The sequence below is a fragment of the Nocardia sp. NPDC052254 genome (assembly GCF_040679495.1).
Taxonomy (GTDB): Bacteria; Actinomycetota; Actinomycetes; order Mycobacteriales; family Mycobacteriaceae; genus Nocardia.
In genome coordinates this window covers 37,728-62,642 of the sequence record NZ_JBFAUW010000019.1, presented here as the reverse complement: position 1 = coordinate 62,642, position 24,915 = coordinate 37,728, and the positions used below count along the sequence as shown (strand labels likewise).

Annotated in this window: 24 protein-coding genes; 10 read left to right on the top strand and 14 right to left on the bottom strand. The window is 66.9% G+C overall.

Translation table 11 applies throughout. The annotated features are described in order from the left end of the window. The first annotated feature begins 136 nt into the window (after nucleotides 1-136). The gene (locus AB0L57_RS29755) at nucleotides 137-901 is read left to right on the top strand and encodes a glucose 1-dehydrogenase (protein WP_364969142.1); all 765 of its coding nucleotides are present in this window, start codon (nucleotides 137-139) and stop codon (nucleotides 899-901) included. A gap of 34 nt (nucleotides 902-935) precedes the next feature. On the opposite strand, the gene AB0L57_RS29750 is transcribed toward AB0L57_RS29755, so the two are convergent. The 3 genes from AB0L57_RS29750 to AB0L57_RS29740 all read right to left on the bottom strand — a co-directional run bounded on the left by AB0L57_RS29750 (nucleotide 936) and on the right by AB0L57_RS29740 (nucleotide 3,311). Continuing rightward, nucleotides 936-1,775, bottom strand: coding sequence for a mycofactocin-coupled SDR family oxidoreductase (locus AB0L57_RS29750; RefSeq protein ID WP_364969140.1), 840 nt, complete (start codon nucleotides 1,773-1,775; stop codon nucleotides 936-938). 196 nt (nucleotides 1,776-1,971) lie between these two features. Beyond that, complete coding sequence (locus AB0L57_RS29745; protein WP_364969137.1) at nucleotides 1,972-2,598, bottom strand: TetR/AcrR family transcriptional regulator; 627 nt, start codon at nucleotides 2,596-2,598, stop codon at nucleotides 1,972-1,974. A gap of 191 nt (nucleotides 2,599-2,789) precedes the next feature. Continuing rightward, nucleotides 2,790-3,311, bottom strand: a complete 522-nt coding sequence (locus AB0L57_RS29740; RefSeq protein WP_364969136.1) for a hypothetical protein — start codon at nucleotides 3,309-3,311, stop codon at nucleotides 2,790-2,792. 231 nt (nucleotides 3,312-3,542) lie between these two features. Between AB0L57_RS29740 and AB0L57_RS29735 the strand changes: the two genes are divergently transcribed. Both AB0L57_RS29735 and AB0L57_RS29730 read left to right on the top strand, forming a co-directional pair. After that, the gene (locus tag AB0L57_RS29735) at nucleotides 3,543-4,259 is read left to right on the top strand and encodes a hypothetical protein (RefSeq protein WP_364969133.1); all 717 of its coding nucleotides are present in this window, start codon (nucleotides 3,543-3,545) and stop codon (nucleotides 4,257-4,259) included. A gap of 83 nt (nucleotides 4,260-4,342) precedes the next feature. Further along, the gene (locus AB0L57_RS29730) at nucleotides 4,343-5,566 is read left to right on the top strand and encodes an oxygenase MpaB family protein (protein ID WP_364969130.1); all 1,224 of its coding nucleotides are present in this window, start codon (nucleotides 4,343-4,345) and stop codon (nucleotides 5,564-5,566) included. Here the strand turns inward: AB0L57_RS29730 and AB0L57_RS29725 are convergent. The 3 genes from AB0L57_RS29725 to AB0L57_RS29715 form a co-directional block, all read right to left on the bottom strand. Further along, nucleotides 5,563-6,780, bottom strand: a complete 1,218-nt coding sequence (locus AB0L57_RS29725; protein ID WP_364969127.1) for an FAD-dependent monooxygenase — start codon at nucleotides 6,778-6,780, stop codon at nucleotides 5,563-5,565. The two genes, AB0L57_RS29730 and AB0L57_RS29725, sit on opposite strands and share 4 nt — an antisense overlap. Before the next feature lie 7 nt (nucleotides 6,781-6,787). Beyond that, a complete protein-coding gene (locus AB0L57_RS29720; RefSeq protein ID WP_364969125.1) occupies nucleotides 6,788-7,717 on the bottom strand; it encodes an alpha/beta hydrolase in 930 nt (309 codons plus the stop codon). 178 nt (nucleotides 7,718-7,895) lie between these two features. Next, entirely contained in the window at nucleotides 7,896-8,453 is a 558-nt protein-coding gene (locus tag AB0L57_RS29715) for a TetR family transcriptional regulator (protein WP_364969123.1), read from the bottom strand. Nucleotides 8,454-8,571: 118 nt separating this feature from the next. Here AB0L57_RS29715 and AB0L57_RS29710 point away from each other — a divergent pair, with 118 nt between their 5' ends. Further along, a complete protein-coding gene (locus tag AB0L57_RS29710) occupies nucleotides 8,572-9,495 on the top strand; it encodes an SDR family oxidoreductase (RefSeq protein ID WP_364969121.1) in 924 nt (307 codons plus the stop codon). A gap of 93 nt (nucleotides 9,496-9,588) precedes the next feature. Here the strand turns inward: AB0L57_RS29710 and AB0L57_RS29705 are convergent, their stop codons facing one another. Beyond that, nucleotides 9,589-10,602, bottom strand: coding sequence for an alcohol dehydrogenase catalytic domain-containing protein (locus AB0L57_RS29705; RefSeq protein ID WP_364969118.1), 1,014 nt, complete (start codon nucleotides 10,600-10,602; stop codon nucleotides 9,589-9,591). A 544-nt stretch (nucleotides 10,603-11,146) separates the two neighbouring features. Here AB0L57_RS29705 and AB0L57_RS29700 point away from each other — a divergent pair. Then, entirely contained in the window at nucleotides 11,147-12,874 is a 1,728-nt protein-coding gene (locus tag AB0L57_RS29700; protein WP_364969115.1) for a hypothetical protein, read from the top strand. A 57-nt stretch (nucleotides 12,875-12,931) separates the two neighbouring features. Here AB0L57_RS29700 and AB0L57_RS29695 read toward each other — a convergent pair whose 3' ends face one another. Next, nucleotides 12,932-13,066, bottom strand: coding sequence for a hypothetical protein (locus AB0L57_RS29695; RefSeq protein ID WP_364969112.1), 135 nt, complete (start codon nucleotides 13,064-13,066; stop codon nucleotides 12,932-12,934). A 297-nt stretch (nucleotides 13,067-13,363) separates the two neighbouring features. Continuing rightward, the gene (locus AB0L57_RS29690) at nucleotides 13,364-14,728 is read right to left on the bottom strand and encodes a DUF1214 domain-containing protein (RefSeq protein WP_364969110.1); all 1,365 of its coding nucleotides are present in this window, start codon (nucleotides 14,726-14,728) and stop codon (nucleotides 13,364-13,366) included. A 363-nt stretch (nucleotides 14,729-15,091) separates the two neighbouring features. Here AB0L57_RS29690 and AB0L57_RS29685 point away from each other — a divergent pair, with 363 nt between their 5' ends. From AB0L57_RS29685 to AB0L57_RS29675, 3 genes are all read left to right on the top strand, one after another. After that, nucleotides 15,092-16,543: an amidase gene (locus AB0L57_RS29685; protein ID WP_364969108.1), complete on the top strand. Its 1,452-nt coding sequence runs from the start codon at nucleotides 15,092-15,094 to the stop codon at nucleotides 16,541-16,543. Nucleotides 16,544-16,835: 292 nt separating this feature from the next. Then, a complete protein-coding gene (locus tag AB0L57_RS29680; RefSeq protein WP_364969105.1) occupies nucleotides 16,836-17,180 on the top strand; it encodes a hypothetical protein in 345 nt (114 codons plus the stop codon). Continuing rightward, the gene (locus AB0L57_RS29675; protein ID WP_364969103.1) at nucleotides 17,177-17,626 is read left to right on the top strand and encodes a MerR family transcriptional regulator; all 450 of its coding nucleotides are present in this window, start codon (nucleotides 17,177-17,179) and stop codon (nucleotides 17,624-17,626) included. The genes AB0L57_RS29680 and AB0L57_RS29675 overlap by 4 nt, the downstream gene beginning before the upstream one ends. A gap of 11 nt (nucleotides 17,627-17,637) precedes the next feature. On the opposite strand, the gene AB0L57_RS29670 is transcribed toward AB0L57_RS29675, so the two are convergent. From AB0L57_RS29670 to AB0L57_RS29660, 3 genes are all read right to left on the bottom strand, one after another. Beyond that, nucleotides 17,638-18,525 carry an LLM class flavin-dependent oxidoreductase gene (locus tag AB0L57_RS29670; protein WP_364969100.1) on the bottom strand — a complete coding sequence of 296 codons (888 nt, stop codon included), beginning with the start codon at nucleotides 18,523-18,525 and terminating at the stop codon, nucleotides 17,638-17,640. Between the two features lie 125 nt (nucleotides 18,526-18,650). After that, nucleotides 18,651-19,133, bottom strand: coding sequence for an SgcJ/EcaC family oxidoreductase (locus tag AB0L57_RS29665; protein ID WP_364969097.1), 483 nt, complete (start codon nucleotides 19,131-19,133; stop codon nucleotides 18,651-18,653). Nucleotides 19,134-19,212: 79 nt separating this feature from the next. Further along, the gene (locus AB0L57_RS29660; RefSeq protein WP_364969095.1) at nucleotides 19,213-19,938 is read right to left on the bottom strand and encodes an SDR family oxidoreductase; all 726 of its coding nucleotides are present in this window, start codon (nucleotides 19,936-19,938) and stop codon (nucleotides 19,213-19,215) included. A 106-nt stretch (nucleotides 19,939-20,044) separates the two neighbouring features. Between AB0L57_RS29660 and AB0L57_RS29655 the strand changes: the two genes are divergently transcribed. Further along, nucleotides 20,045-20,884: a LysR family transcriptional regulator gene (locus AB0L57_RS29655; protein ID WP_364969092.1), complete on the top strand. Its 840-nt coding sequence runs from the start codon at nucleotides 20,045-20,047 to the stop codon at nucleotides 20,882-20,884. Nucleotides 20,885-21,185: 301 nt separating this feature from the next. After that, nucleotides 21,186-21,992: an alpha/beta fold hydrolase gene (locus AB0L57_RS29650; protein ID WP_364969089.1), complete on the top strand. Its 807-nt coding sequence runs from the start codon at nucleotides 21,186-21,188 to the stop codon at nucleotides 21,990-21,992. Between the two features lie 273 nt (nucleotides 21,993-22,265). On the opposite strand, the gene AB0L57_RS29645 is transcribed toward AB0L57_RS29650, so the two are convergent. Next, a complete protein-coding gene (locus AB0L57_RS29645; protein ID WP_364969086.1) occupies nucleotides 22,266-23,033 on the bottom strand; it encodes an ESX secretion-associated protein EspG in 768 nt (255 codons plus the stop codon). Then, nucleotides 23,030-24,820: a hypothetical protein gene (locus tag AB0L57_RS29640; RefSeq protein WP_364969083.1), complete on the bottom strand. Its 1,791-nt coding sequence runs from the start codon at nucleotides 24,818-24,820 to the stop codon at nucleotides 23,030-23,032. The genes AB0L57_RS29645 and AB0L57_RS29640 overlap by 4 nt, the downstream gene beginning before the upstream one ends. Nucleotides 24,821-24,915: the final 95 nt, after the last annotated feature.

Below are 24,915 nucleotides of genomic sequence, written 5' to 3'. Positions count from 1 at the left end.
CTCCGCTCCGGTCCCGATCACTGTAGGCAGCACGCGACCCCCGGTCAACAGTGAGTCAAAAAGTGTCACATTGTCGCATCACTGACTCGAATTTTTGGACTTGCTGGTCCAGAAAACTGGTCGTAGCGTCGACTTCATGTCACATCTCTCGGGCCGGACCGCCCTGATCACCGGTTCCACCAGCAATATCGGCCGAGCCATCGCCGTCGCCTTCGCCGCGGCCGGCGCCCAGGTCGTCGTCTCCGGACGCGACGACGCGCGCGGCGCGGCCGTCGTCGCACAGATTCGCGCCCGCGGCGGCGCGGCCGATTACATCCACGCCGATCTCGATGGCGGCGCCGAGGCGGCTCGCGCACTCGCCACCGCGGCGACCGAGCTGCTCGGCGGGCGGGTCGACATCCTGGTCAACAACGCCGGAATCTTTCCGCCGTCGACCACGGAGACCGCCGACGAGCAGATGTTCGACCGCGTCTACGACGTCAACGTGAAGGCGCCGTTCTTCCTCACCCAGACCCTCGCCCCGGCGATGGCCACGGCGGGCGGGGGCGTGATCATCAACATGGGGTCATGGGTGGCGCGATTGTCGGTACCGGTCGGCGCGCTCTACGCCTCGACCAAGGGCGCGATGGAAACTCTCACGCGTGCGTGGGCCGCCGAATTCGGGCCGCGGGGCGTGCGGGTCAACGCCATCTCACCGGGGGTGGTCCGGCCGACGGCGGCGGAACCCGCCTCGGCGGCCATGATGGCCGGAACGCCGTCCGGCCGAGTCGGCACGCCCGAGGAAATCGCCGCTGCCGCAATGTATCTCGCCTCGGACGAGGCGTCCTTCGTACACGGCACCGTGATCGATGTCGACGGCGGGCGCACGGGTGTGGCGGTCCTGGCCGGTACCGCCCCCTGATCGCGGGAATACGCGGTACCGGCCGGGCGGCACGCTATTTGAGCATGCTCCCGCCGTCCACGGTCATCGGCAGACCCGTGATGTAGCGCGCTTCCTCCGAGGACAGGAAGAGCACGGCGTTGCTGATGTCGACCGGCTCGACCCACCCGATGGGCAGCACGTGCATGAACTCCGCCACCGGACGGAAGTCGTCCACGGTGGGGTTCTCGAGATCGGGACGGAACATCTTCATGGTGCCCTCGTTCATGAACATGGGCGTGTTCACATTCGTCGGATGCACCGAGTTGACCCGGATCGAATGCTGGCCCAGTTCCACCGCGAAGGCGCGCATCAGGCCCACGATGCCGTGCTTGGCCGCTACATAGTGGCCGGTGTTGGGGTACGCCTTGAGCCCGCCCACCGAACTGGTGAGGACGATCGCGCCGCCATTGCCTCCCGAGATGAGATGTGGCACAGCGGCTTTCACCGATTTCCACACCCCCTCGAGATTGATCCCGATCATGGTGTTCCAGTCCTGTTCACTGGTCTGGTCCAGCGTGGCGCCACCATTGCCGATACCGGCATTGGCCACGATGATGTCCAGCCGGCCCAACTGCTCGACACCGCTGTCGACAGCCGCCTTCAACTCGTCGTAATCACGCACATCGACTTCCGCGGTGACGATCCGGCGGCCCAGCGCCTTCACCAGTTCCACCGTTTCGGCCAGATCCGCCGGGGTGGAGGAAGGGATCAGGTCGGTACCACTGACCGGTTTGCAGACGTCGACGGCGATGATGTCGGCGCCCTCCTCCGCCAGCCGCACCGCGTGACTACGTCCCTGCCCGCGTGCCGCACCCGTGATGAAGGCGACCTTGCCCTCTACCCGACCAGCCATAAAACACCTCGCTCGTTGCCGCTCGAGCACATCGATGCCCGATGTCCCGGATTGCCGACCGCCCGATGCTGAGCGATCGCTCAAACTCTGACACCGGCCCCCGAGACTGTCAACGACTCGGGAACGCTCCGGACGCCGATTTTGCCCGGAAAATGCATCAAATGTGCTGCTGAACGCCATTCTCCCATAAGGAGAATTATTTTTCCGCCGAACCTGGCAGCTGCGGCGCGGCGTCCGCCTCGCGTGTCGCCGGAGGCGAGACCGGGCCGATCCGGGCCATATAACGCTCGGCGAAAGCGGCTAGTTCGGCATGCCCCTGCTCGACGCCGACGGCCCCTTCGTTGCAGATGATGCGGGCCGCGCCGGTGAGCAGCATCGAGACGACCACCGGCGGAAACTCCCGCAGATCCACCCCACGGGCCCGCAGCACCATCGTCACCGCGGCGGTTTCGATATCGCGAACCCGTTCGGCATACACCCTCAGTTCGGCGCCGATTGCCTTGCGGTGGTTGGCCAATGCCATGAATTCGGTGTTCAGCTGGGTGAAACGGGAATCGATGTTGATCGACCAGAGTGCGCGCAGCGGATCGTCCGCGGCGACGGCCTCCCGCATCCGCGCCAGCGCCGCCTCGGCCCCGCCACGCACGACCGCGAGAAACAGATCGTCCATCGTCGGGAAGTAGTAGTAGACGAGCGCCGGCTTGACCCCGGCCACCGCCGCCACCCGCCGCGAGGTCGCGGCAGCATAGCCCTCGTCTCGCATAATTTGAGCGGTCGCCTCGATCAGCCGCCGCCGCGCGCCGGCCTCCTCGCGCTTGCTCATGCGCCGATCCGATCCGGGTTCGCTTTGGCGAAGCCCCCACCTGCACAGCCGGATTCGAGCAGGCATCGAACCATTGACCGGCCGCTGAACCGCAGGATATCCATGCGCCACCATAGCACTCTGATCGATCGATCAGTATTGGTCGCACCGAACACGGGCAGGCACGCACGACCGGTCGCGAACAGCGGGAATCATGGTGACGGCGCCGGTGCGCCGGAGACCCGTCGGCCCGGATCGCTGTCCAGCATGCGCAAACTCTCCATCAGCGCCGGGCCGATCCGGTACTCACCGGTCCACCACGTGGCCGAACGAATCGGCAGGCCACGCGTCTTGTATTTCCGCATGATCTCGACGTGATACGGAAGGCCGATGAACTTCGACAACCCGCGTTGGTCGGTCCATATCGACAGCGAACCGACCTGACGGCGCATCGGCCGGATATAGGTGAGGACACCGACCGCCCCCTCGATCTGCGCCAGTTGGTTTCCCAGACGCTCCGAGGCGCGCCAGATATCCGGAATATCGGCGATGTGCGTGGTGGTGAACTGGGTCAGGCTGATCATGAAGGGCCCCTCGGCATCCCGGGCCGGGCCTGGTTTCCAGTCGCTGTTGAGCACCAGGTCCACCGGCGAGGAGCCGGGCATCCGATGCCGCTGCCACACCCGCCACGGTGGCGCGGGCAGGCGTCGTCGCAGATCGAGGGTCGGTGCCATGAGGATCTCCTGTCGAATCTCAATTAATCTACCTATGCTTACCATACTCTACTGCGTATTAATATGACCACCGGACGACGCACCCACCCGGCTGCCGCAGCCGACCGGTTCGACCAGCTCGCGAGTCGGCTGAGCGCACGCCGGAGGGCGGCGTGACCGGGCGGACCCGGCGGTAGGCTCGGCACCGATGTCGGATGGCCGGCCATACGGGCCGTGCGGGGAGGAAGTGCGATGCGACTGTCGATGGAGTACGCGTCGGGAATCGAGCCACATCGGAAGGGGTCGGTCTGGCGTATCCACGACAGCCGGCGAACCGGCCGTCACGCACCGGAAAACCATCGCCCCGCCATGGCTCCCGCCTATGCGGAGCCGAATGTCGCGCCCGGCGGATTCGACGAGTACAAGAAGTCCCGCAAGCAGGGCAACCGCGCGTTCGCCCTGTGGGCGGACCCGGACCGGCGGCGGATGATCGCCCGGGTGCGGACCGTCGCGGCAACCCGTCGCGGCCCCGCGACATACGAAATAACGGGCGCCGCAGGGGAACTCATCGGAACAGCCACCCGGGAGCCGGCTCTGCGCGGCGGCCGGATCCGTACCCGATGGACGGTGACCGCCGCCGGTCGCGAACCCGTGATCGGCCACAAGGGGCAGTCGGGCTGGTGGGTCGTGTGGTGGTTCTTCTTCCCCCTGCAGGCCGCCCTGGCCGCGTTCATGGTCGCCGCCCTGCTCCTGGGCGGCGGAGACGGTGACCTCGCCCGCATGCCCCGCCGAATCCGGTGGCGCGACAACACAACCGGCGCGGTGACGCTGGACTTCCACGATGACGATCTCGAGGCCCCCGACGGCCACTGGGACCCTCGGCTCGTCGGCGGGCTCGTGACACTTCTCCGCACCTTCCCGGGGTGGCTGGAGAACGCGTGGGATACGCAGGACCACCGCGGCAACTGACGTCTTTCTGGCAAGACGTGTTGCCAATCACGGTATTCTGGTAGAGGATCTTGCCAGATCCATCTCCAACGAAGGAGGACACCGTGACCTCGACCGTCCCGCTACGGCACCCCGCCGCGCCGCAATCCGTCCCCGGCCCGGCCCTCGCACCGTTCGCGCGGGTCCTGGGGTTGCGGGAACCGACCGCCGAACAGTTCCAAGAACTGGGCGAGGCACTGACCGTGGGCGATCGTCCGATGGACGAGCTCGTGGAGTGGATGTACGGCGAGGGCATGGCGTCCACCCGGCCGATGTTCGAGCGCGCCGTGCGCGACGGAATCGCCGCGGTACCCGAGGCGCCGGGCGCGCTGCGCGAATTCTTCGAGCAGCTCGAAGCGGTACCGGAGTGGGTGGACTGGAAGAAGATCCGCCACGCCGAGCGGATCACGGGACTCGGCGGTCCCGACGGGATCTATGTCGCTCGCGACATGTCGTTCCTCGGCGGCTATCTGGCGTCCGGTTTCAACAAGACTCTGCTGCGCACCGGCGCTCTGGAGAAGGGCCCCGCCAAGCGGTTCGCCGAGACGACGCAATGGGCCATGGATGTCACCGCGCCCGGCGGAATGCGGCCACAGGGTGTGGGTTACCGCTCCACGGTGCACGTCCGGCTGATCCACTCACTGGTCCGCCGGCACGTCGCGTCCCTGCCGGATTGGCGCGGCGACGAGTGGGGACTGCCGATCAATCAGACCGATATGGCCGCCACTCTGGTGGGCGCCCTCATCGCCCCCACCATCGGCGCCATCGGGATGGGTGTGGTGATCACCCCGCGCGATGCCGACGCCATGGCCCATTTCGCACGCTATGTCGGCTGGGTCATGGGCGTGGAGGAACGCTTCCTGCCCAACGGTTTCCGTGACAGCGTCCGCATTCTCTACCACACCATGACCGCCATCACGAACCCCGACGATACGAGCCGGCAGCTGGCGATCCCGATGGGCGACGACCCGCTGGGCTGGCACTACAGCTATCTACCGGGCGTGCGTCGCCGCGTCGCCCGCTCACAGCATCTGTCGATCGCCACCATGTTCCTGGGCCCCGCGGCGATGAAGGAGCTCGGCCTGCCCGCCTTCACCGTGCCGTGGTATCCGATGCTGCGGATACCGATCAACCTCACCCGATCGGTATGGGCGCGAACATCTTCCGAACGTTTCACGCGCGCGGTGGCCAGATCGCGCAGCGCGCAGGAGGCGTTCATCCGCACCCTGGCCGGCCCCGGCAATGCCGTGATCGGGGAATCGGCCGGGCATATCGGCAAGGCCGCCTAGCTCGCGCGGCCCGGCGCGAACGCGTGGTCCGCTACCGTCATCGAGTTGTACACACTGGCGGTCTTGCTGGTCAGGGACAGAAAAGTGCGGGCGGCTCCGGCGGGCAGGACGGACAGCAAGCGGGTGGCCCCGGTCAGGCCGCGCACACCCAGCCGGGAGGTCGGGATCAGGGTTTTCGCGGCGCTCATCGCCACCGTGCGACCACCTCGCACATGTGGCGCCATGGCTCGTTCGTAGGCGGGCAGTGCGCGTTCGTGATCACCGCCCGCCCGGGCCAGCTCACCGGCCAGGACGTAGGCGCCCACCACCGCCAGTGTGGTGCTACCACCCACGGCGGGGCCGGGACAGTAGCCGGCATCGCCGACGAGGGTGACCCTGTCCCGCGACCAGGTGTCCATGCGGAGCTGGGTGATGGAATCGAAATAGAAGGCCGGGGTGTGGTCGAGGGCGTCCAGCCAGCCCGAGACCTCCGTGTCGAAGTTCCGAAAGATGTTGCGCAACAACGTCTTCTGAACCTCGACGTCGCGGTGGTGAAAGTCCGGTTCGTCCTCGACGCGGAACAGGAACAACGCCCGCGCGTCGTCGAGATGCCGCGCACGATACATCCCGGCGGTGCGCCCGACGCCCACGTGAATGCGCAGTTCACCGTCGGCGGCCGCGGTTCCGGGCAGCGACACGACCGCGAGACAGGCCCCGGTGTGCACCCGGAAACGAGCCTCGTCGCCGAAGACCAGACGGCGCACATTCGAGTGCAGCCCGTCCGCGCCCACCACCAGATCGAACCGGCGCGGTGCGGAATTCTCGAAGCGCACCTCACCGTCGGGAGAGATCGCGGTGATCGAGTCGCCGAACAAGTACTCGACGTCGTCACGCGTTGCCTCATAATAGATTTCGCTCAGATCGTCACGCATGATCTCGGCGTGCCGGTCGGAGGTGGCGCCGAAGATCTTTGCCAGATCCACCCGCGCGGGCCGCCGCCCTCCCTCCGGACACAGGGTCAGCCGGGTCGTACCCGTGACACGGGACTCGATGCGATCGAGCACGCCCATCCGCTCCGAGATGTCCATCGCGGGCCGGAACAGATCGACCGCGTGGCCGCCGGTCTTGCGGGGTTGGGCCGCCCGCTCCACAACAGTGACCGAAAAGCCTTGTACGGTGAGCCAATATGCCAGCACCGGTCCGGCGATACTGGCGCCGGAGATCAGAATTCGCATGACAGGCTCAGAACTGCTCGGTGAAGTCGTGGATGAGAGTGCCGGTGGGGCCGGGCTCCTCGATCATGGGAGTGTGCCCGCAGTCGAGTGACTCGATCCGCACTTTCGGAACTCGGCGATACTCGGCGTAGGACACCGCCGGAAAACGCTTGTCCCGCGAACCGAAGATCACCATGACCGGCAGTCCGAGGTCCACGAGGCGGTCCGGTTCCTGGCGGTCGCGCAGGTACTCGTCCGAGGCGGCCGAGGTGGCGGTGAGGCTGCGGTAGGTCATACCGCGCAGGTCGGCGACCATCGCGTCGGGAATCTGGTCATCGCGGCTGAACGCACTGCTCAGGGTGTACCGAAGAACGGAGTCCGGAAGCAGGGGCCACAAGGCCGGTCCCACAACGGGATCGAGCAGCAACTCCCCCGCCGGGCCGTTGTCGGTGAACGCGTCCAGGCGTGCACCGGTGTCGATCAACGTCAGGGCGCGAACCAGGTCGTGGCGTTGCTCGGCCAGCGAGGTGGCGACGTAGCCGCCGCTGGAATGCCCGACGACGACCGCGTGCCGCACACCGATCCGGTCCAGGACGACGCCGACCCGGCTCGCCTGTTCGGCCATCCCGTAGCCACCATCCGGTTTGGCCGATCGACCGTGCCCGAGCAGGTCGATTCGCACCACATATCGATCCCGCAGCGCGGGCACCACCGGATCCCAGGACACGGTGGAGGCGCCCAGACCATGGATCAGTACCACCGCATCCGGCCCGGGCACCCCGCTGGTGACGATGTGGATGTCGCCGCCGGGCAACGACACCATCCGATCCTGGGAGGTTTCCGGCGCCGCGGTCGCCACACCGGCCACCTGACCGGCCAGCAGTGCCGCCGATACCACGGCGATCATCAGCCCCGTGCGCCCGCGCCTGGCCGTCGCGGCTGCGGTGGTCTCGTTCATGGGTCCTCCTTCGACCGTTCCTGGGACCACCCTGCGGGGCGAGGACGCCACCCGTCTTGCAGAAATGTCAGCTCCGGCGAATTCGGCCGATCCGGTTCACATCCGCCGGACCGCCGAACACCCAGCCGACCGATCGGACTCGCTGTGCCGGTGCGGAATTCGTCTGCCGAGGCGGCCGTCAGGCGATGAGACCACGCAGATCCTCGAATGCCCGGTCGAGATGAACGCTCATGCTCTGCCCGGGATCATCGATCCAGTCCCGGGCGGCTCGGTCGAACACGGCCCAGCCCGCCCGGGTCGCCAGATCGGCCGAGCGCGCGTCCACACCACGCTGTCGCAGCGCTTGCGCGACGGCCTCGACGAGGGAAGCGTGTTTGGCGAGATCACGTTCGCGCAGTGCCGGCGTCGCGGCGATGACCTCGAATCGCGGCTCGGTGAACGACCGGTTCTGCTCGATGCGCTGTCCGGCCGTGGCGAATACGCGCCGCAGAATATCCAGTGGCGCAAGACCTTCGGGTGCCTCGGCGACCGCTTCGGTCATCACCTCGCGGAGTGCGGACTCACCGTCGAACAGCACCTCACGCTTGTCGGGGAAGTGCCGGAAGAAGGTGCGCTCGGTGACCCCGGCCCGCGCGGCGATCTCCGCGGTGGTGGTCCGGTCGAACCCGCGTTCCCGGTACAGCTCGAGGGCCGCCTGCTGCAGGCGGCGACGCGCGTCTTCCCCGCTCCGTGGCACAACTCGAATCTACCGCACATGTCAGTCTCTGCCGCCAAGTAGTGACAGTGACTGACATTATGCGTAGAGTCAGTGACTGACACCATTTCGGGTGTCGCACATCGAGTGGAGATTTCCGATGCACGTCTTCGTCACCGGCGGTTCCGGCCTGACCGGACCGTCCGTTGTCACCGAACTCATCACGACGGGACATACCGTCACCGGCCTGGCGCGCTCCAGGGAATCGGCCCGGAGACTCGAATCACTCGGCGCCGCAACACTTCCCGGCTCACTGGACGATCTCGACAGCCTGCGCGCGGGTGCCGAGGCCGCCGAGGGTGTCGTGCACATGGCTTTCGGCGGCGACTTCGCCGACCACGAGGGGATCATGCGGCGCGATCGCACGGCGATCGAAACACTGGGCGAAGCCCTGCGATATTCGGGCAAACCTTTCGTCAGCACCTCGGGCGCTCTGGTCATGCCCACCGGACGGGTCAGCACCGAGCACGATCGGCCCGATACCGCAGGCTTCGGCGCCTTCCGCATCCCCGGCGAGGACGCGTGTCTGGCCTTCGCTCACCGGGGTGTGCGGTCGAGTGTGATAAGGCTCGCCCCCACGGTCCACGGTCCAGGCGATTACGGATTCATCGGCATGTTGATCGCCACCGCGCGACAATCCGGTATCTCTGCATACGTCGGCGACGGCGCCAACCGCTGGCCCGCGGTCCACCGCCTCGACGCGGCGACGCTGTTCCGCCTGGCTCTGGAGCGGGCACCCGCGGGCAGCGTCCTGCACGGCGCGGCCGAAACCGGGGTCCCGTTCAAGACCATCGCGGAAACGATCGCCCGCGGTCTCGACCTGCCGGCCGTCTCCCTGACGACCTCCGAGGCTGCCACCCATTTCCCGAGCCCGTCGATGGCGGTGTTCTATGGCGCCGACGTCCCCGTCTCGAGCGCACACACCCGTGAGCTGCTCGGCTGGTCGCCGACCCGGCCGACGCTGCTGGACGACATCGAGCACGGCGATTACCTCGCCGCGTCACCGTCGCGTCCCGAACACTGACCTCGCTGCGGATGCCGTTCGGTGCGCTCGAGACCGGGAGTCTCGGGCAAATAGTCTGTCCGGCAGTGGAATCGGCTGTGAGCGAGGAACGATTCAGACAGTGAGGACCATGCGGTATCGGGCGCGGCCCTCGGCCATGTCGGCGTAGGCGTCGGCTGCTCGCGCCAAGGGGCGTTCCTGAATTCGCGCCCGCACACCGGACAGGACCGCGAAGTGCATCGTGTCCTCGACATCGCGTGCGGTCCCGGAGGGGTGGCCGACCACGCGCAGGCCGGGCACGATCAACTGCATCGGACTGATCGGCAGTGGATCGGCGGTGACACCGATCGCGATCAATTCACCACGCGGCTGCAGTCCGCCGATGGTCGCGGCCATGGCGTCGGAATTGCCCGCCGTTCCCAGGACGACCGCCGCACCACCCAGCCCGCGCAACGCCTCGCCCACGTCACCGGCGGTCGAATCGATGTAATGGTGAGCGCCGAGCTCGCGGGCATCGTCGGCCTTACCCTGCCCCCGGGCGATCGCGATCGTTTCGAACCCCATCGCGCGAGCGAACTGCACACCGAGGTGGCCGAGCCCGCCGATTCCCAGGATCGCGACCCGATCCCCAGGATCGGCCTTGCTCTCGCGCAGTGCGTGGAAGGTGGTGACCCCGGCACAGCCCATCGGCGCGGCCTCCGCCATGGACAGCTCCTCCGGGATGCGGGCCAGCGCATTGGCCGGGACGGTCACCGACTCGGCATATCCGCCGGGATAGTGCCAGCTGGGAACCTGGAGGTTCTCGCAATGGATGAAGTCGCCCATATGGCAGGGGACGCAGATGTTGCAGTGCCCACCGAACCAGCCCACCGCGACGCGATCACCGATGGCGTAGTTGTCGACCCCCGCCCCGACCTCGGCGATGGTGCCGGCGACCTCGTGTCCCAGCGTGAGCGGCCACGACATATCCGGAAACGCACCACCGACGAACGCCCGGTCGGTACCGCAGACCCCGCAGGCGGAGACCTGGATCCGCACATGGTCGCGCTGCGGTGAGGCGGTATCGACATCGACCAGTTCGAAGGCCTCACCGGCGGACCGCACGTGTACTGCCTGATGGGTGGACATCCATACCCTCTCTTTCCTCGGAAACGGGGTTGTGGGGTCTCGCCGGGCCCGGAGGTGCCACGACGGCGCAAAGATATGGGATTACCGAGCCGCGCCTCCGGGGTCGGATCGTGCTGCCGGTCACCCCGAGTCCGGGGACCGGCCGCGAAATATCGTCCGGCTGCCCGCCCCGGGAATCCGGACCCGCATCCACCGCGCCCATACACCGGACAACTCCGGCGTGCGCACGAAGGTCGCCGGCAACGGTGCAGGTACAGGCCCCACGAGAGAAGAATACCAAGCACCCTGTTCCGGCGATCCATCTCGCCTCGAGCCCACCGGGCGGGCCACCGATCCCGGGTCGACGGAGCTCGGCGCGCAGGGCGGACGGCGATCCCGGGAACGTGGTCGCGCACGGCTGCTCGGGGTCCTCGAATCGACTGCCCCGAGATCCACCGGGTTGCGAGGGCGGTGGTTCGTGCTCCAAGATCAGCTGGGTCGGTATAGCTAGGGCGGGAAAGAGTTGCGTCCTTGGCAACATTCTTACGAGCCCGGGATCTGATGAATGGCTTTGGTAGTGACAGCGCGGCCGCAAACCTCCGCCGAGCTGTCGGAAAGTGCACAGCAACAACGTAATCGGTTCGATCGGGCGTGGTGGTCGGCGCTGGCCGCGATATCGAGCGGGGTACTGCTGCTGGCCTGGCAGGCGGTGCGATACGGCAACTGGGTGGTCGACGATGCGGGCATCACCTTCGCCTACGCACGCAGTGTCGCCGACGGTGCGGGGCCGGTCCTGCAGCCCGGTGCCGATCCGGTGGAGGGATTCTCCGACCCCACCTGGCTTTCGGTGCTGGTGGTGGGCAAATGGTTGCATCTGTTCGACCACGGCGCCCTCTTCGGCATCTCGGACCTGGTCCTGTATCCCAAGGCGATCGCGCTGCTCTGCTGCGCCGGAATCCTCGTCACCTGTTACCTCGCCGCACGCCGGGTGTCGCGGTGGCCCGCGATGGTCACATTCGTGACAGGCGTTGTGCTGGCAGCGATTCCGTCGTTCGTGATCTGGTGTTTCTCCGGCCTGGAGAACTCGCTGTTCGCGCTGGCCGCATGCGTTCTGGCCGTCCATCTGTTCCTGGCGGTGCTGGATCAGCGGCTGTGGACACCGTCGGTGGCGATCACGGCCGGTGTGATCGCGGCGTTCGCGGCGTTGACCCGGCCCGACGGCCTCATCTATCTGGCCGCGTATCCGCTCGTGTCGGTGATTCTGGTGCGGCGGACGGCGTGGCTCACCGCATCGCGTCACGTGCTGTATTCGGTTGTGGGATTTGCGATTCCGTTCGGCGCGTATCTGCTGTGGCGGATCACCGAGTTCGGCCGCCTCGTCGCGAATACGGCAGTGGCCAAGAATCAGGCGATGCCGACCGTGCACGACCTGACCAGGGCCGGCGATCTGGTGACGTATGCGGGCGCACCCGCGGTCATCGCGGCCGTCGGAGTGGTCGGGCTCGCCCTGGCCACGCCCAGCACATGGCGCAACGGCGTTGTGGCACTGCTGGTTCCGCTCACGCTGGCGATGATCGCCTACTGCGTGCTGCGCGCCGACTGGATGGCGCAGTTCCGGTTCGCCACCCCGGTGTGGGCGCTGGCCGCGTTCGTCGTCGTGATCTCGGCAGCGCAGGTGCTCGACAGGCTGCGCACGCGGGGGCGGGTGCTGGTCGCCGTGACGCTGGTCGCCACGCTGGTTCCGTCCGGTGTGGCCTTGGCCGACTCGGCCGCGTCCTATCGCTCCGATTCGGATGTGCCGCTGTGCTGGATCGCGCTTCGATTCGGGCGCTACTTCAACGGCTACGCCGACATCCTCGGCCTGCGGCAGGGCACCCTGCTGGCCCCCGACATGGGCGGAAGTTCGCTGACCTCGCGGCTTCGCCTGATCGATATGGGCGGGCTCGCCGATGCCCAGATCGCCGACATCTACGCGGGCAAGGGCAATACCACCCTCGCGGACTACGTATTCGAGGACCGCAAGCCCACGTTCGTGCACACGCACGGTGTCTGGCTGGACAGCGGTCTCACCGCCGATCCACGCATGGCACGCGACTACTACCTGATCCAGCAATCCCAGAACCCGGCCAGCCCGGACGAGGACTGGGTCCGCAAGGACGCCGTCCGCGACCAGCGGCAACTTCAGCAACTGCTCGACTACTCGAGTGATGTACTCCCACACCTGCTTTCCGATTTCCAGAAGGCGGGTGAGTGCGGGACGACACTGCGACCGGGCCAGACGATTCCGCACTGAGGATCGCCCGGGGCAGACCCTGCCCGCCTCGAGATGGGGACCGCTGACCAGCCAGGGTCAGCCTTGCCGTTCCCGGTCTCGCCGCAGGCGTTCGACGGCTTTCGCGATCGCGGTCGCGCGGTCGGCGCCGGGGAGAGTGTCTTGCTCATAGGCGATCAGCCGTTCGGCGGTCGCGCGGTTGCCCATCACCATGGTGAGCAGTGAGTCGAAGCCGTCCGGCGGGGACTGGGACGGAGTCGGTGCCGGTGCCGGACGTGGCGCCGAGGCTGCATCCCGGTCATGGCTCTGGGCGATCGACCGTCCGAGGGACGAGTGGGAAGGTGGTGAGTCGAGTCGCTTTCCACTGGAGCGAGTTGTCATCCGTGCCGGGGGCGTGGGCCGGGCTGAGGCGGTCGAAGGCGGGGTCCTGTCGGCATCGGGGGGATCATCGTGTTGGGCAGCGTATTTCGATTCGGCCCGAGCGGCCACGATGGCCCGCAATCGACGCGATCATTCTCGTGGCGTGACCGCCGGTGGCTCCCATATTCCATCGAGGATGGTCTGGTCGGGCCAGTAGGCGCGCAAGTACAGGGTGAACTCCCCATCCGGTGCCGGGAGCCAGTTGCTCAGTTCTTTCGGGTCGGTCGGCGCGGGTCCGCCGGCGGTGAGGGTCAGGGAGCCGTCGTCACCGTAGGTGAGGGTCTTGTTCTTGGTGCCGAGTGAGTACCGGTCGAGGTGGTTGGGATGGAAGAAGTGGTGTTCGTTGTAGACGGTCAGCGACCAGAAGCCTCGCACCGGTGGAATCTCGTCGGCGGTGAAATGCACTGTGTAGGTGGTCGATCCGTGCAGCCGGTGACCGGCGGCGTCGAGGTCGAGGTAGTAGTAGACGGTTTCGTTCGGGGTGTTGACGAAGATGTTCGATTTGCCGATCGCGGTCCTCGACAAGTAGTCGTTGCCGAAGTCGGCGCCGTTGCGCTGAGTGGTCCAGTTGTGCGCGACCGGGAACCCGATATTGCGGAACTCGAACAGCTCGCTCACCACCCGGTCGGTGTCGACCGCGCTCTGCCGCAGGGCCTCGGCGATCGCGGGATCACGTTCGGCCGCAGCCAGAATCGAGCGGAACCACGTGTACAGCGCCTCCTCCCCGGGCAACGCCGGCACCTCGTCGAGCACATCACCCAGCGTGGCGAAGAAGGTCTCCGGGTCGACCCACTGCGTTTCGCCCGCACCACTGGTCGAATCACCACCGCCGAACGACGGAACCGCCGACCAGTCGACCACCTTGGCGGTGCCGTCGAACTCCGACAGCGGATACACACTGATCCGGTCTATCAACGGCGCGACAGCGGCCCGATCCTCGGCGGTGTCGTCGAGGAACACCCGCGGGATCACCACCGCCAACCGGGTGTCGTAGCGGAACACGTCGGTGATGCCGGCGGGGACCTCCCCGTCCCAGGATTCCGGTGCCAGCAGGTAGAAACCCGGTGACGTGCCGTACATCCTGCCGAGACGCACGAACGAATCGGTGCGCTGGTCCACCACCTGGTACACCCAGAACCGGTCACCGAAATCGGGCACCTGCACCACCGACGGGCCCGATGTCGCGTCGAGGACCCCGAATCCGTAGGCGACGTCCTGATTCGGGCATGCCACCACGCGCTCCTCGGGCCGGATGTAGTCGCGCAACATGCCGATCCTTCCGGGCGGGCCGGCCGGCACGATTCCGGCCAGCAACCCGGGGGCAGGAAGCTCGGCCATGATGGTGCGCCGGTTGTGCATGTTCACCAGCGGCCAGCCCCACAGGTACGCGACCTGCCCCAGTGCGCCGGCATAGGCGGTGGTCATCTTCGGATCGTCGAAAACCGGACCGGACATCGGTAGCCCTCCTCGGAACACCGTCGGTGGTCAACTACCGCGACCGTAGGCAACCCGGCCCGATCTCGGATCACCTGCCGAGGATGATGTCGCTCGAACTGATCGACCGCCCGCCCTCGTACAAGATCCGATGTCGCCTGGTGAACGAGATGTCGAAAACGACGAGCACTGAGATATCCATCCCATTGTGCGAAAGGTCATTTCATGGCTTGCCCGGCGGGAGTGGTTCACTGCTCACACCGTGACCTGGGGCGGACCGTCTTCGCAGGCGGAATGAATACTGAATTCGGCGACATCTCCGACTTTCCCATTGTGCCGATCGGCATTTTATGGCTGACCTGACCCACCTTTACCGTCGCATTCATGAAATCGAATCTTCGGTCTGCGGAAGAAATGCTGGCGGCGTTACGGGCCGGCGAGGTGACATCGGTGGAACTGACCGACGAGGCGATCGCTCGTATCGAGCGGGAAGACAAGGCGATCAACGCGATCTGTGTACCGGATTTCGACCGTGCGCGGGCCGCCGCGCGCGACGCCGACCAGGCGCGCGCTCGCGGCGAGGACCGGCCACTGCTCGGCATTCCGGTGACGGTCAAGGAGTCCTACGACATGGCCGGGCTGCCCACGACCTGGGGCATGCCGCAACAGGCGAACCATGTACCGGCCGAGGACGCGGTACAGGTGTCACGGCTGAAGGCAGCAGGCGCGGTGATTCTCGGCAAGACGAATGTGCCGTTGGGGCTGCAAGATATCCAGAGCTTCAACGAGATCCACGGCACCACCAACAATCCGTGGAATCACGAGCGCACATCGGGCGGTTCCTCCGGCGGATCGGCGGCGGGCCTGGCGTGCGGCTTCGGCGCGCTGTCCCTCGGCTCCGACCTGGCCGGTTCGCTGCGCACTCCCGCGCATTTCTGCGGCATCTACGCGCACAAGCCGACAGTCGGGCTGGCGGCGACTCGCGGTATGGTCGCGCCGCCCGGGCCCGCGCTGCCGACCGATCTCGACCTCGCCGTCGTCGGTCCGATGGCACGCACCGCCGGTGACCTCACGCTCCTGCTCGACGTGATGGCCGGACCGGACCCGCTGACACACGGCGTCGCGTACAACGTGACGCTGCCGCCCGCACGCCACGAGCGGCTCGGCGACTTCCGGGTCCTGGTCCTCGACGAGCACCCGCTCATTCCGACCGGGGCCGCGGTACGGGCCGGTGTGGACCGGGTCGCCGACGCGCTCATCGCCAGTGGGGCCCGCGTCGAACGGCACAGCCCGCTACTGCCCGATCTGACCGAGGCCGGGACGCTCTACATGCAGTTGCTGTTCTCGGGCTCCGTCGCACGTTTTCCCGTCGACGCGTACGAGCAACTGCGGGCGAGCGCCGCCGGACTGAGCGCAGACGACCGGAGTCTCGACGCGGCGCGACTGCGCGCCATGGTGTTCAGCCACCGCGACTGGATGGAAGCGAACACCCTTCGTGAGCTCCACCGCCACGGCTGGCGGCAGCTCTTCGCCGAATTCGATGCCGTGGTGTGTCCGATCACGCCGACTCCCGCGTTCCCGCACAACCACGACCCCGATCTGCTGGAACGCCGGATCGACATCGACGGCGCCGAGTACCCGTACTTCGACCAGTTGGTCTGGGCCGGTCTGGCGACGATGCCCGGCCTGCCCGCCACCGCGATACCCGCGGGCCGGTCCCCCGACGGCCTGCCGGTGGGAGTACAGCTCATCGGTCCGATGTTCGGGGACCGCACCCCGCTGCGGCTGGCCGAACTGCTCGAGCAGGCGATCGGTGGCTTCCGGGCACCGGAGTAGCCCGCACCACCGGGCTGTCGACTTTTTCACCTGGTCGCCTCCTATCGTCGAGCGTGACGGTCCCAGCCGGAACGCGGAAGGACACGCAGGAGAACATGGCAGACGAGGAGATCCTTTCCCGGGGGAAACATGACCGCGGTGACCAGCGTCGGATACACCGTGCGCCGGGCCACGGGGCCATGGACTCCTGCGGTGCTATTGGCGCATCTGCGGCAGCGCGGCTTCGAGCGACGAGATCGATTACGTGCTGCAGGTTGCATCCTGTACCGGGGTACAGGCTTACCGTCGAAGTATGAGGATTTCACCAGTTCAGGACACCTGGGTGCCCTCGGCGTGCACCCTGCCCACCATGGAGCAGCCGATCCGGGTTGCCGAGTTCGACCGATTCTTCGCGACCTCTGCACACGCCACCCGACGACCCGATCCGTCTCGCTTGGAGGTGATCGTGCACCCCGGCGCCGAAGCACCGGCACGCGATCTGGCCGGCCGGGAATCGAACTGCTGCTCGCTGCTCACCTTCGACTTCACCAGCACCGCAGCAGGATTGGTGATGAGCGTCGAAGTCCCCCCGGCGCATGTGGAGGTGCTCGACGCCCTCGCCGCCCGTGCCGAATCCGCGATCGAGGCCAGGCGATGACCGCGCTGCGCACCAGTCAGCTGGCGGCTGCGGCCGGAGTGAACGCGCAGACACTGCGCTACTACGAACGCCGCGGCCTGCTCGCCGAGCCGGACCGCACCCTGGGCGGGCATCGGCTGTATCCGGCAGAGTCGGTGGCGGTGCTGCGCGTGATCAAGGCCGCCCAGCGACTCGGATTCCCCCTCGATGAAGTCGCCGAACTGCTCGAAGGTACCCGGGCGAGCTCGCGCCGGCGCACCGACGCGGGACTGCGATCACGGGTCGGCGACAAGCTCGCTGAGGTCGATGCCAAGCTCGTACAACTGACCGCTGTTCGCGACACCCTGCGCGCGGCGCTGGCCGCCGGATGCGAGGATCTGCTGGCGTGCAGCGAATCCCCCTCCTGCCCTGTCCCGTTCGACGGAGTGGCCACTGCCGGTTCCTCGGCAAAGAACCATCCGGCGTAGCTTTTCGAGTGTCAAGGCAGTGCGGCCACCACCACGGACGCAACCTCGAGGAAGTTCAGGTCGGTGACGGCCGGGACCAGGATGAACTCGTCGCACCCCGCCCGCTGTGCGCCGTCGAGAATGCCGGCGAGCACCTCGGGACTCGATGCCCGTGCCGACGCGGCGACCATGTCGGCCAGGTCGGGTCCGAGGAAGCCGAGGTAGCGAGCGGTGAAGGAGTGCAGCGCCTCGGAGGCATCGGTGACGCCCAAGGCGGTGAAGCAGCCGCTGACCTTGCGCGGGGTCGTCGTGCGACCGGCCTCGGCCCAGCACCGGTCGGCGAGCTCGCCCACCTTGGCGATCTCCTCGGCATCGCCGGGGATGCTGAAGCCCGAGATCCCGTCGGCCCACCGTGCCGCCCGGCGCATCGCCTTCGGCCCCATCGCACCGGCGAGGATGATCGGCCCCTCCGGCTGCACGCACGCCGGCCCGATCGGGTCCGCGCCTTCGAACGGGGCCTCGCCCGCGAGCAGTGACTTCAGCTCGGCGACCTTGTCGTCGAGCTGCTGGTGCCGCCGCGTGAAGTTCGCGCCGAGAGCGCGGTAGTCGTGCTCGCGACCGCCGACACCGACGGCCACCTCGAGGCGGCCGTTCGCGAGCTGATCGAGGGTGCCGATCTGCTGGGCGACCATCGCCATCGGGTGCTGCGGGAGCACCCAGAGGTTCGCCAGGACCTGCACGCGCTCGGTGACCGCGGCGCAGGCGCCCAGCGTCGCGACCATCTCCGGATTCGAGAACGTCACCCGCTCACCCACGGAGACGCTCGAGAACGGGCCCGCGTCGATTCGCCGGGCCCAGTCGATCGTCGTACCCGGTCCGTAGCCGGGAGCCATCTGCGGAAGTGCGACACCGATCTTCATGTGCCGACCCTTTCAGACCCACCCGGCCCCGGTCACGCGATCCCCAATTCCGGCAACTGACAGCCCGGCCGCACATCGAACGTGGATCCTGTTTCCGGCGCACATCTTTCGGACACTTCGCTAGATCAGGCGCTCACAATGCTCTGATCGGGAGTGTTGCCGGTGCCCGGATTCGCCTCGCCGCCAATGATCGGTGCATCGTCATCGAGTCCGTCGAGTCGTGTGTTCTGTGCGGCCCGGATCAGCCAGCGCCCCCCGCTTCGTACGAGCACCGCGGTGATCAGACCACGACGGTCCTCGGCTGCCGGAGCGCCCGGCGCGACGTGATCGGGCCACGCCCATTCGGTATGCACCAACATCATCTCGGGACTGAGCGGGTGGATCCCGACCACTGTCTGGCTGTAGTTCTTCTTCTGCGCCAGAACGGATTCGGGGACATCCTCGTGCCCGCGCACATTCTCCTCCCGCGATCTCCACCACACGCCCCGGTGCGTGATGAAGTCACAGTCCTCGGTGAACAACTCCCCCCATTCCCGCATCTCGTGCCGAACCCACAGCTCGGTGTAGCGCTCGAACAGTTCTCGGATCACCTCGGTGTCGTCATGCATGCAACGAATCGTGAAACGTGAACCACACTCGAGGTCAAGTCGGCCGCCGTACACACTGGCGATCAGCCTCGGGTGGCCGTCACCAGGGCACTGTTCCGGCGTCGTCGAAGAATCCGCCGGCCGGTCCGTCGTCCGGCAGGGTCGCGAGCTGAATGGCGATCGCCGCTCCCTGCTGTGGTGTGCGGACGCCTCGGTAGCCGTTGAGGTCGGTGGCGGTGTAACCGGGGCAACCGCAGTTGATCAGAATGTTGGTGCCGCTCAGTTCTTTTGCGTATTGGACCGTGACGGCGTTGAGGAAGGTCTTCGACGCCGCGTACGCGGCCGAGATCGGTCCGGCATCGACGCCGGGTGTGGTCTGCAGAGTGAGCGAGCCGACGCTGCTGGACATGTTGACGATTCGCGGTGATGCCGAGCCGCGCAGCATGGGCAGCATCGCGTTGGTGACCCGGATGACGCCGATCACGTTGGTTTCCACGGCATCCCGTACGGTCGCGGGATCGACCGCGGTGGGCGCCTGCGGCATTCCGCCGGTGATCGCGGCATTGTTGACCAGGACGTCAAGCCCTCCGGCATGGTCGGCGATCAGCTCGGCCGCGGCGGCCACACTCGCGTCGTCGGTCACGTCGAGTGGTACGCCGAACGCATCGGTCCCGGCGGCGCGCAACTTCTCCACCGCGGTGTCGCGGCGCCGAGAATCCCTCGCGCCCACACCGATTCGCCAGCCGAGCGCGCCCAAGCCCGCCGCGATGTCGTATCCGATCCCCTTGTTCGCGCCGGTCACCAGCGCGATCGTCTGTGCACTCATACCGTCGATCCTGGCTCGACCTGTGGTGATGCGTCCAAGACCGCCCCGGTAAACGGCGATACCGCACGGGTATCGGTCGTGGTCGGCGCCGGATACGATGCGAGGAGTGGAGACCCGGGAGTTGCGATACTTCGTCGCCGTCGCCGAAGAGTTGCACTTCGGACGGGCAGCACAGCGGCTCGCCATCGCGCAACCACCACTGTCGCGGGCCATCCAGCAGCTCGAGCGGCGGCTCGGAGTGACGCTGCTGCACCGCACCTCTCGCGCAATCACGGTGACCGAAGCCGGATCGGTGCTGTTGCGGGAGGCCCGGGTCGTGCTCGACGCGATCGACGCCGCGGAGCGCCGCACCCGACGCGCCGCTGCCGATCGGCCCGGCGTCGTGCTGGCCACGAAGGCCGGGGCGTCCAGCGAACTGTTGTCGAAGCTGCTCGACGCCTACGCCGCCGAACCGGGCGCCCTCGCCGTCGAGGTGATGCTGTCCGGGCCCGGTGAACAGGAAAGACTCCTGCGTGACGGTCGCGCCGACGTTGCCCTGCTCCATCGGCCCTTCGACACGATGGCCGGATTCGACACCGAGGACCTGCACACCGAACAACAGGTCGTGGTCCTGCCGGCCGGACATCCCCTCGCTGACCGGGCCCGCCTGTCCTTGGCCGAGATCTCCGCCCTGACCGACCTGCCCTTGCCGCGCTGGCCTCGACAGGACGGGAGCTATCCGGACGGCCCCGGCCCGCAGGTTCGCGACCACACCCAGCTGATGCAACTCATCGCGCTCGGCCGCACCTGCGCGGTCATGCCCGAATGCGTCCGAACCCACCTGCACGACCGGCACGCCATCGTTCCGGCATCGGATGCCCCGCCGGTCACCACCGTCATCGCCTGGCCACCACACAGCAGATCCAAGGCCGTCGCCGACCTCGTCCGCACCGCGACACGCCTCTAGCCGGTCTCGCCGCACGGTTCACGACTTACACCTCGGAAAGCTCGCCGCCTGGGACCCCCGAGATGCCGCGTGGCGCGCACCGGTCGACGGTCCGGAACGATTGCCCGGCAACCTCTTCCGGCCTCCTCGGGTGCCGATGGGGCGTTCCTTCATCCGCTGTGATCGACGAGCGATTCGCCATCTCAACTACAAATTGTAGTAGACAGCGGTGGAGCCTGTCGGTAGCGTCGTCACGAGTCGGCGCGCGATGCTCATCGCGACACCGATTCACGGTGGGGAAAGCAGAAGCGGGAGGGCGAGCATGAGGATTGCGGCGACACCGGCCGGGTTCTGCCGTCGCGGTACCGGTCAGCCGCTGTTGCTGGTGCACGGGTTCACGCTGACGTGGCATTGCTGGGGTGGTGTGATCGATGAGTTGTCGACGGAGTTCGATGTCCTCGCGCCGACTCTGCCATTCCATTGGGGCGGTCCCACCGGCGACCGGCCATTGACCGCGGCTGCAGGCGCCGATCATCTCGAAGCGGTGATGGACGAGGCCGGTTGGGAGACAGCGCATATCGCCGGTCATTCCCTCGGCGGCCGACTCGCACTCGAACTCGCCCGACGTGGCCGGGCGCGCAGTGTGACCGCCATCGCCTCGGCCGGATTATGGCGGCGCGGCAGCCGTGACGCCGAGCGATTACGACGAAGGTTCCGAGTCATCGCCCGCCTCGCACCGTTGTCGCGAGGTTTCGCGAATCCAGCTTTGGCAGCCATCGGCAGAATGACCACCCTGCGTGCGATGTGCCACCGCCCCGCGCGCGTGGCACCCGACCTGGCCGCTCTCACGCTCCAATCGGCCGGGTACTGCACCGCCCGCGACATCAACGCGATCTGGCCCACCGACACGGCCCTGGAGATCCTCGACCACATCACCACACCGGTCACTATCGTTTTCAGTGTCCGAGATCGCATGATTCCCCCGGCACGTTACGGCGCGCAACTGGTCACGCCGTCATCCAACCGGAGAATCCGCACACTGCCCGACGTGGGGCACGTCCCGATGCTCGAGAAACCAGCCGACGTGGCCGCCGAAATACGTTGCACCGCAACTCATCCAATCGTTTGATTACCCCGGAAACGCTCGGCGGTCATCGGCCCGGTGCCGGCGACGATCTGATTCCGCGACTCGCGCTTCATCGGGCGGAGGCGCCCCCGAACCATCTCCACCGCGGCAGAAAGGTCGGCTTCATCCGGAATCGGCATCAAGAGCCACGGGGCCGTGCGCGGAGGGGAAGCGAGGAGTACGCCATGTATGACCGAGACTCGGTCGAGTTCCGCTTCAATGTGTAGCGGCCGGGACCTTGGTGCAGCGCTCGAACCCGCCTCGGTTGTCAGCACCTCACCACTGCCCGAGTTCGGCCCGCCGATATAGTTCCTGCGCAATGACATCCGCTGAGGCCGGGGTGACGACGGTGTCATTGTCGTCGACATCGATGAGATACCTGCCCTGCGCATTACTGGCATCGCCGATATCGAGCCAGCTCACGAAATCGGGCGGAAAGGGCCGTCGGTCATGCAAGTACCGGTCGATGCGCAGATACCCCTGCGCACTTCGTTCCAGCCGCAGCAGTATCCGGATTCGCTCTTCGACCGGACGCTTGCCCGAACTATCGCGCAACCAGGAACTCGGCGGCTCCTCACCCCGCACACGTGGCGTGTACCCCACCATCCGTCCCGCGGCACCGGCGGACATGGTCGGCATGGTCGCAGCGATGTGTCGTCCCAGCTGATCCCGGTTCGTGACAACGAGTTTGATATCCCCACCGAAATCCGCTGTTGCTCCGATCTTTTGGAAGACGACCACACCGAGCTCGCCGACTGCGGCGGCGTGTGATCGGACGCGGCGAGCGGAATTGTGGAACCAGCCATTGCAGACGATGCGCAGATCGGGGTCTGCCAACACTCGCAGCGGCCCGGTGAGGTCGGGGTCGGCCGCGCGCGGGAAGCGGCCACTGATTTCCATCCGCTGACGCTCGTATTCTTCTGCTGTAGTAGTACTTTCGATGATGTTTATGGGCTGGGGATAGTCTCCGACCAGCCCGGTCTCCGATGCCCACACATATGCGAATTCGTCGGGCGTGAACTCCCACGATGTTCGGGCTGTCACCGTTTCGAATCCGGTAGCGGGTCGTCGTCGATGATGGGCCCTGTTCCCGACAAGTCGATGATCACCGGCTCGCCATCGTCGGCGGACTCTCCGGATGCGACATCACTGGTTCCCGGATTCTCCATCTGCGGAAGTGCCGGTTCGGTCGGTGCCGGTTCCGGCGCGGCGAGGGCCGAGCCCCCGGAAGCCGCCCCTTGCACACGTGCCAAGCTGTCGTGTTCAACCGGCGAAGGAGCCTCGCCAACGGGCTGCGTCGGTTGAACAGGCTGTGTCGCAGAGCTCTTCTCGGCGAAGTGCGACGAGAACTGCGAATAGTTCTCGACAGGTGTCGGGCGCGGCGGCGGAGCGTCGCTCGCAAACCTGTGGTGGTAGGTCGGTGCTTTGTATTCCTGACCTGCGGGGAACGGCATTGTGTCCCCGTAGTCGGCTGCGGTCGTCGGCGCGCCGAACTCGTCACCGGAACTCAGGTCGATCCCGATGACCTCGACCGGAGCCTCGAGCCCCTCGGTCCACTCGGACTGGACCCTCTTCAGGTAATCGGGAGTCCGGTGCTCGCGATCCTCTTCCCCCTCTTTGCGCTGACCGTGCGGCAGGTGCGGCATCGATCCCGGTCGCGAATTTCCCTGCGGTACAGCAACTCCGCGCGCGGCGATTCCGCCCGCGCCGGGCGGCACCATTCCAGGCATACCGAATCCGGGCTGCGGAGCCCGCGCATACCCCGGACCGCCCGACTGCGTCCCCGCGCCACCCGAACCCGATCCCGGACCAAAACCCGATCCGGAACCGGCCGACCCGGAGTCCACCATCGGCCCCATGCCCGCGGCGGTGGTGGCGGCGTCCTGGCCCGTACCAGGATGGGCGCCCTGTGGAAGGGAGGGCACGGACGGCGCAGCCGGATTCGGTCCGGCAGACGAACTGTCCGTAGGCCCGGAAGGCTGGTCTCCTGTCTGTGGCTCCATTCCCGGAGTGGGCCCCGACGCCGGCGAGGTCGGACCATTGCTCGTACCCACCGGCCCGCTCGGGAAGTTGGTGTCGCCGCCGGTTTCCTTCGGAACATCCAGGTAGGCAGGCACATTCGCGCCGGCTGGCGGAAACGACGGCGTATAGATGCTGTCGAGTGCGCGAATCGCGTCCTGACGTGCTCGCTCACGTGCCGCATCCGCTTGATCGGTCACCTGCGGATTGGGCAGTCCCGGCAACAAAGCCTGCGCAGGATCGTCACCGTTCGGCACGAGGTTCACTTGCCCCGGCGGCGGCTGAACAGACTTGCGCACGGCCTCGGCGGCCCATGCGGCACCCTCGATCCGGCTGGCGACGGAATCGAATACCTGCCCGATCTGATTCGCCACTTGCGCGTACCGATCCGACGCCGTCTTCGCGGCATCGGCGGCCCCACCGGTCCACAGCCCGTGCCCGAAGATGTTGTTCATCCCCAGCGCCAATGTGAATCCGGACAGATTCTCCAGCTCACTCGCACATTCGAACCAGGTCTGACGCATGGTCTGCAGACCTCTGGGGTCCAATCCACCGAGCCCATTCACACCGTTGACCGCGTTGTACAAGTCCTGATGCGACATGCCCTGGAAGTGGTCATCGGTGGTTGTGTAGGCCGGATCGGTCCCGGCACCGAGCGCGCCGAGCTTGCCGTCCACCAGGCGCAGGCCGGCCTGCGCGTCGTTGATCTTCGATGCGAAAGGCTCCACGGTGGCACGCAGCGCCGCGTCGTCGACCTGCGCGAAGATGCTCGGTATAGCGGGTTGTGGAGCCGAATCCTGATTGCCGCCCATAGCCGCCCCTACCTGCTCGACATCATGATCGACCGCCCCGCCGCACACCCCCTTGTGCCGCAGCCCCTTTCCGGACCGCCCTGCGGAACGACTCG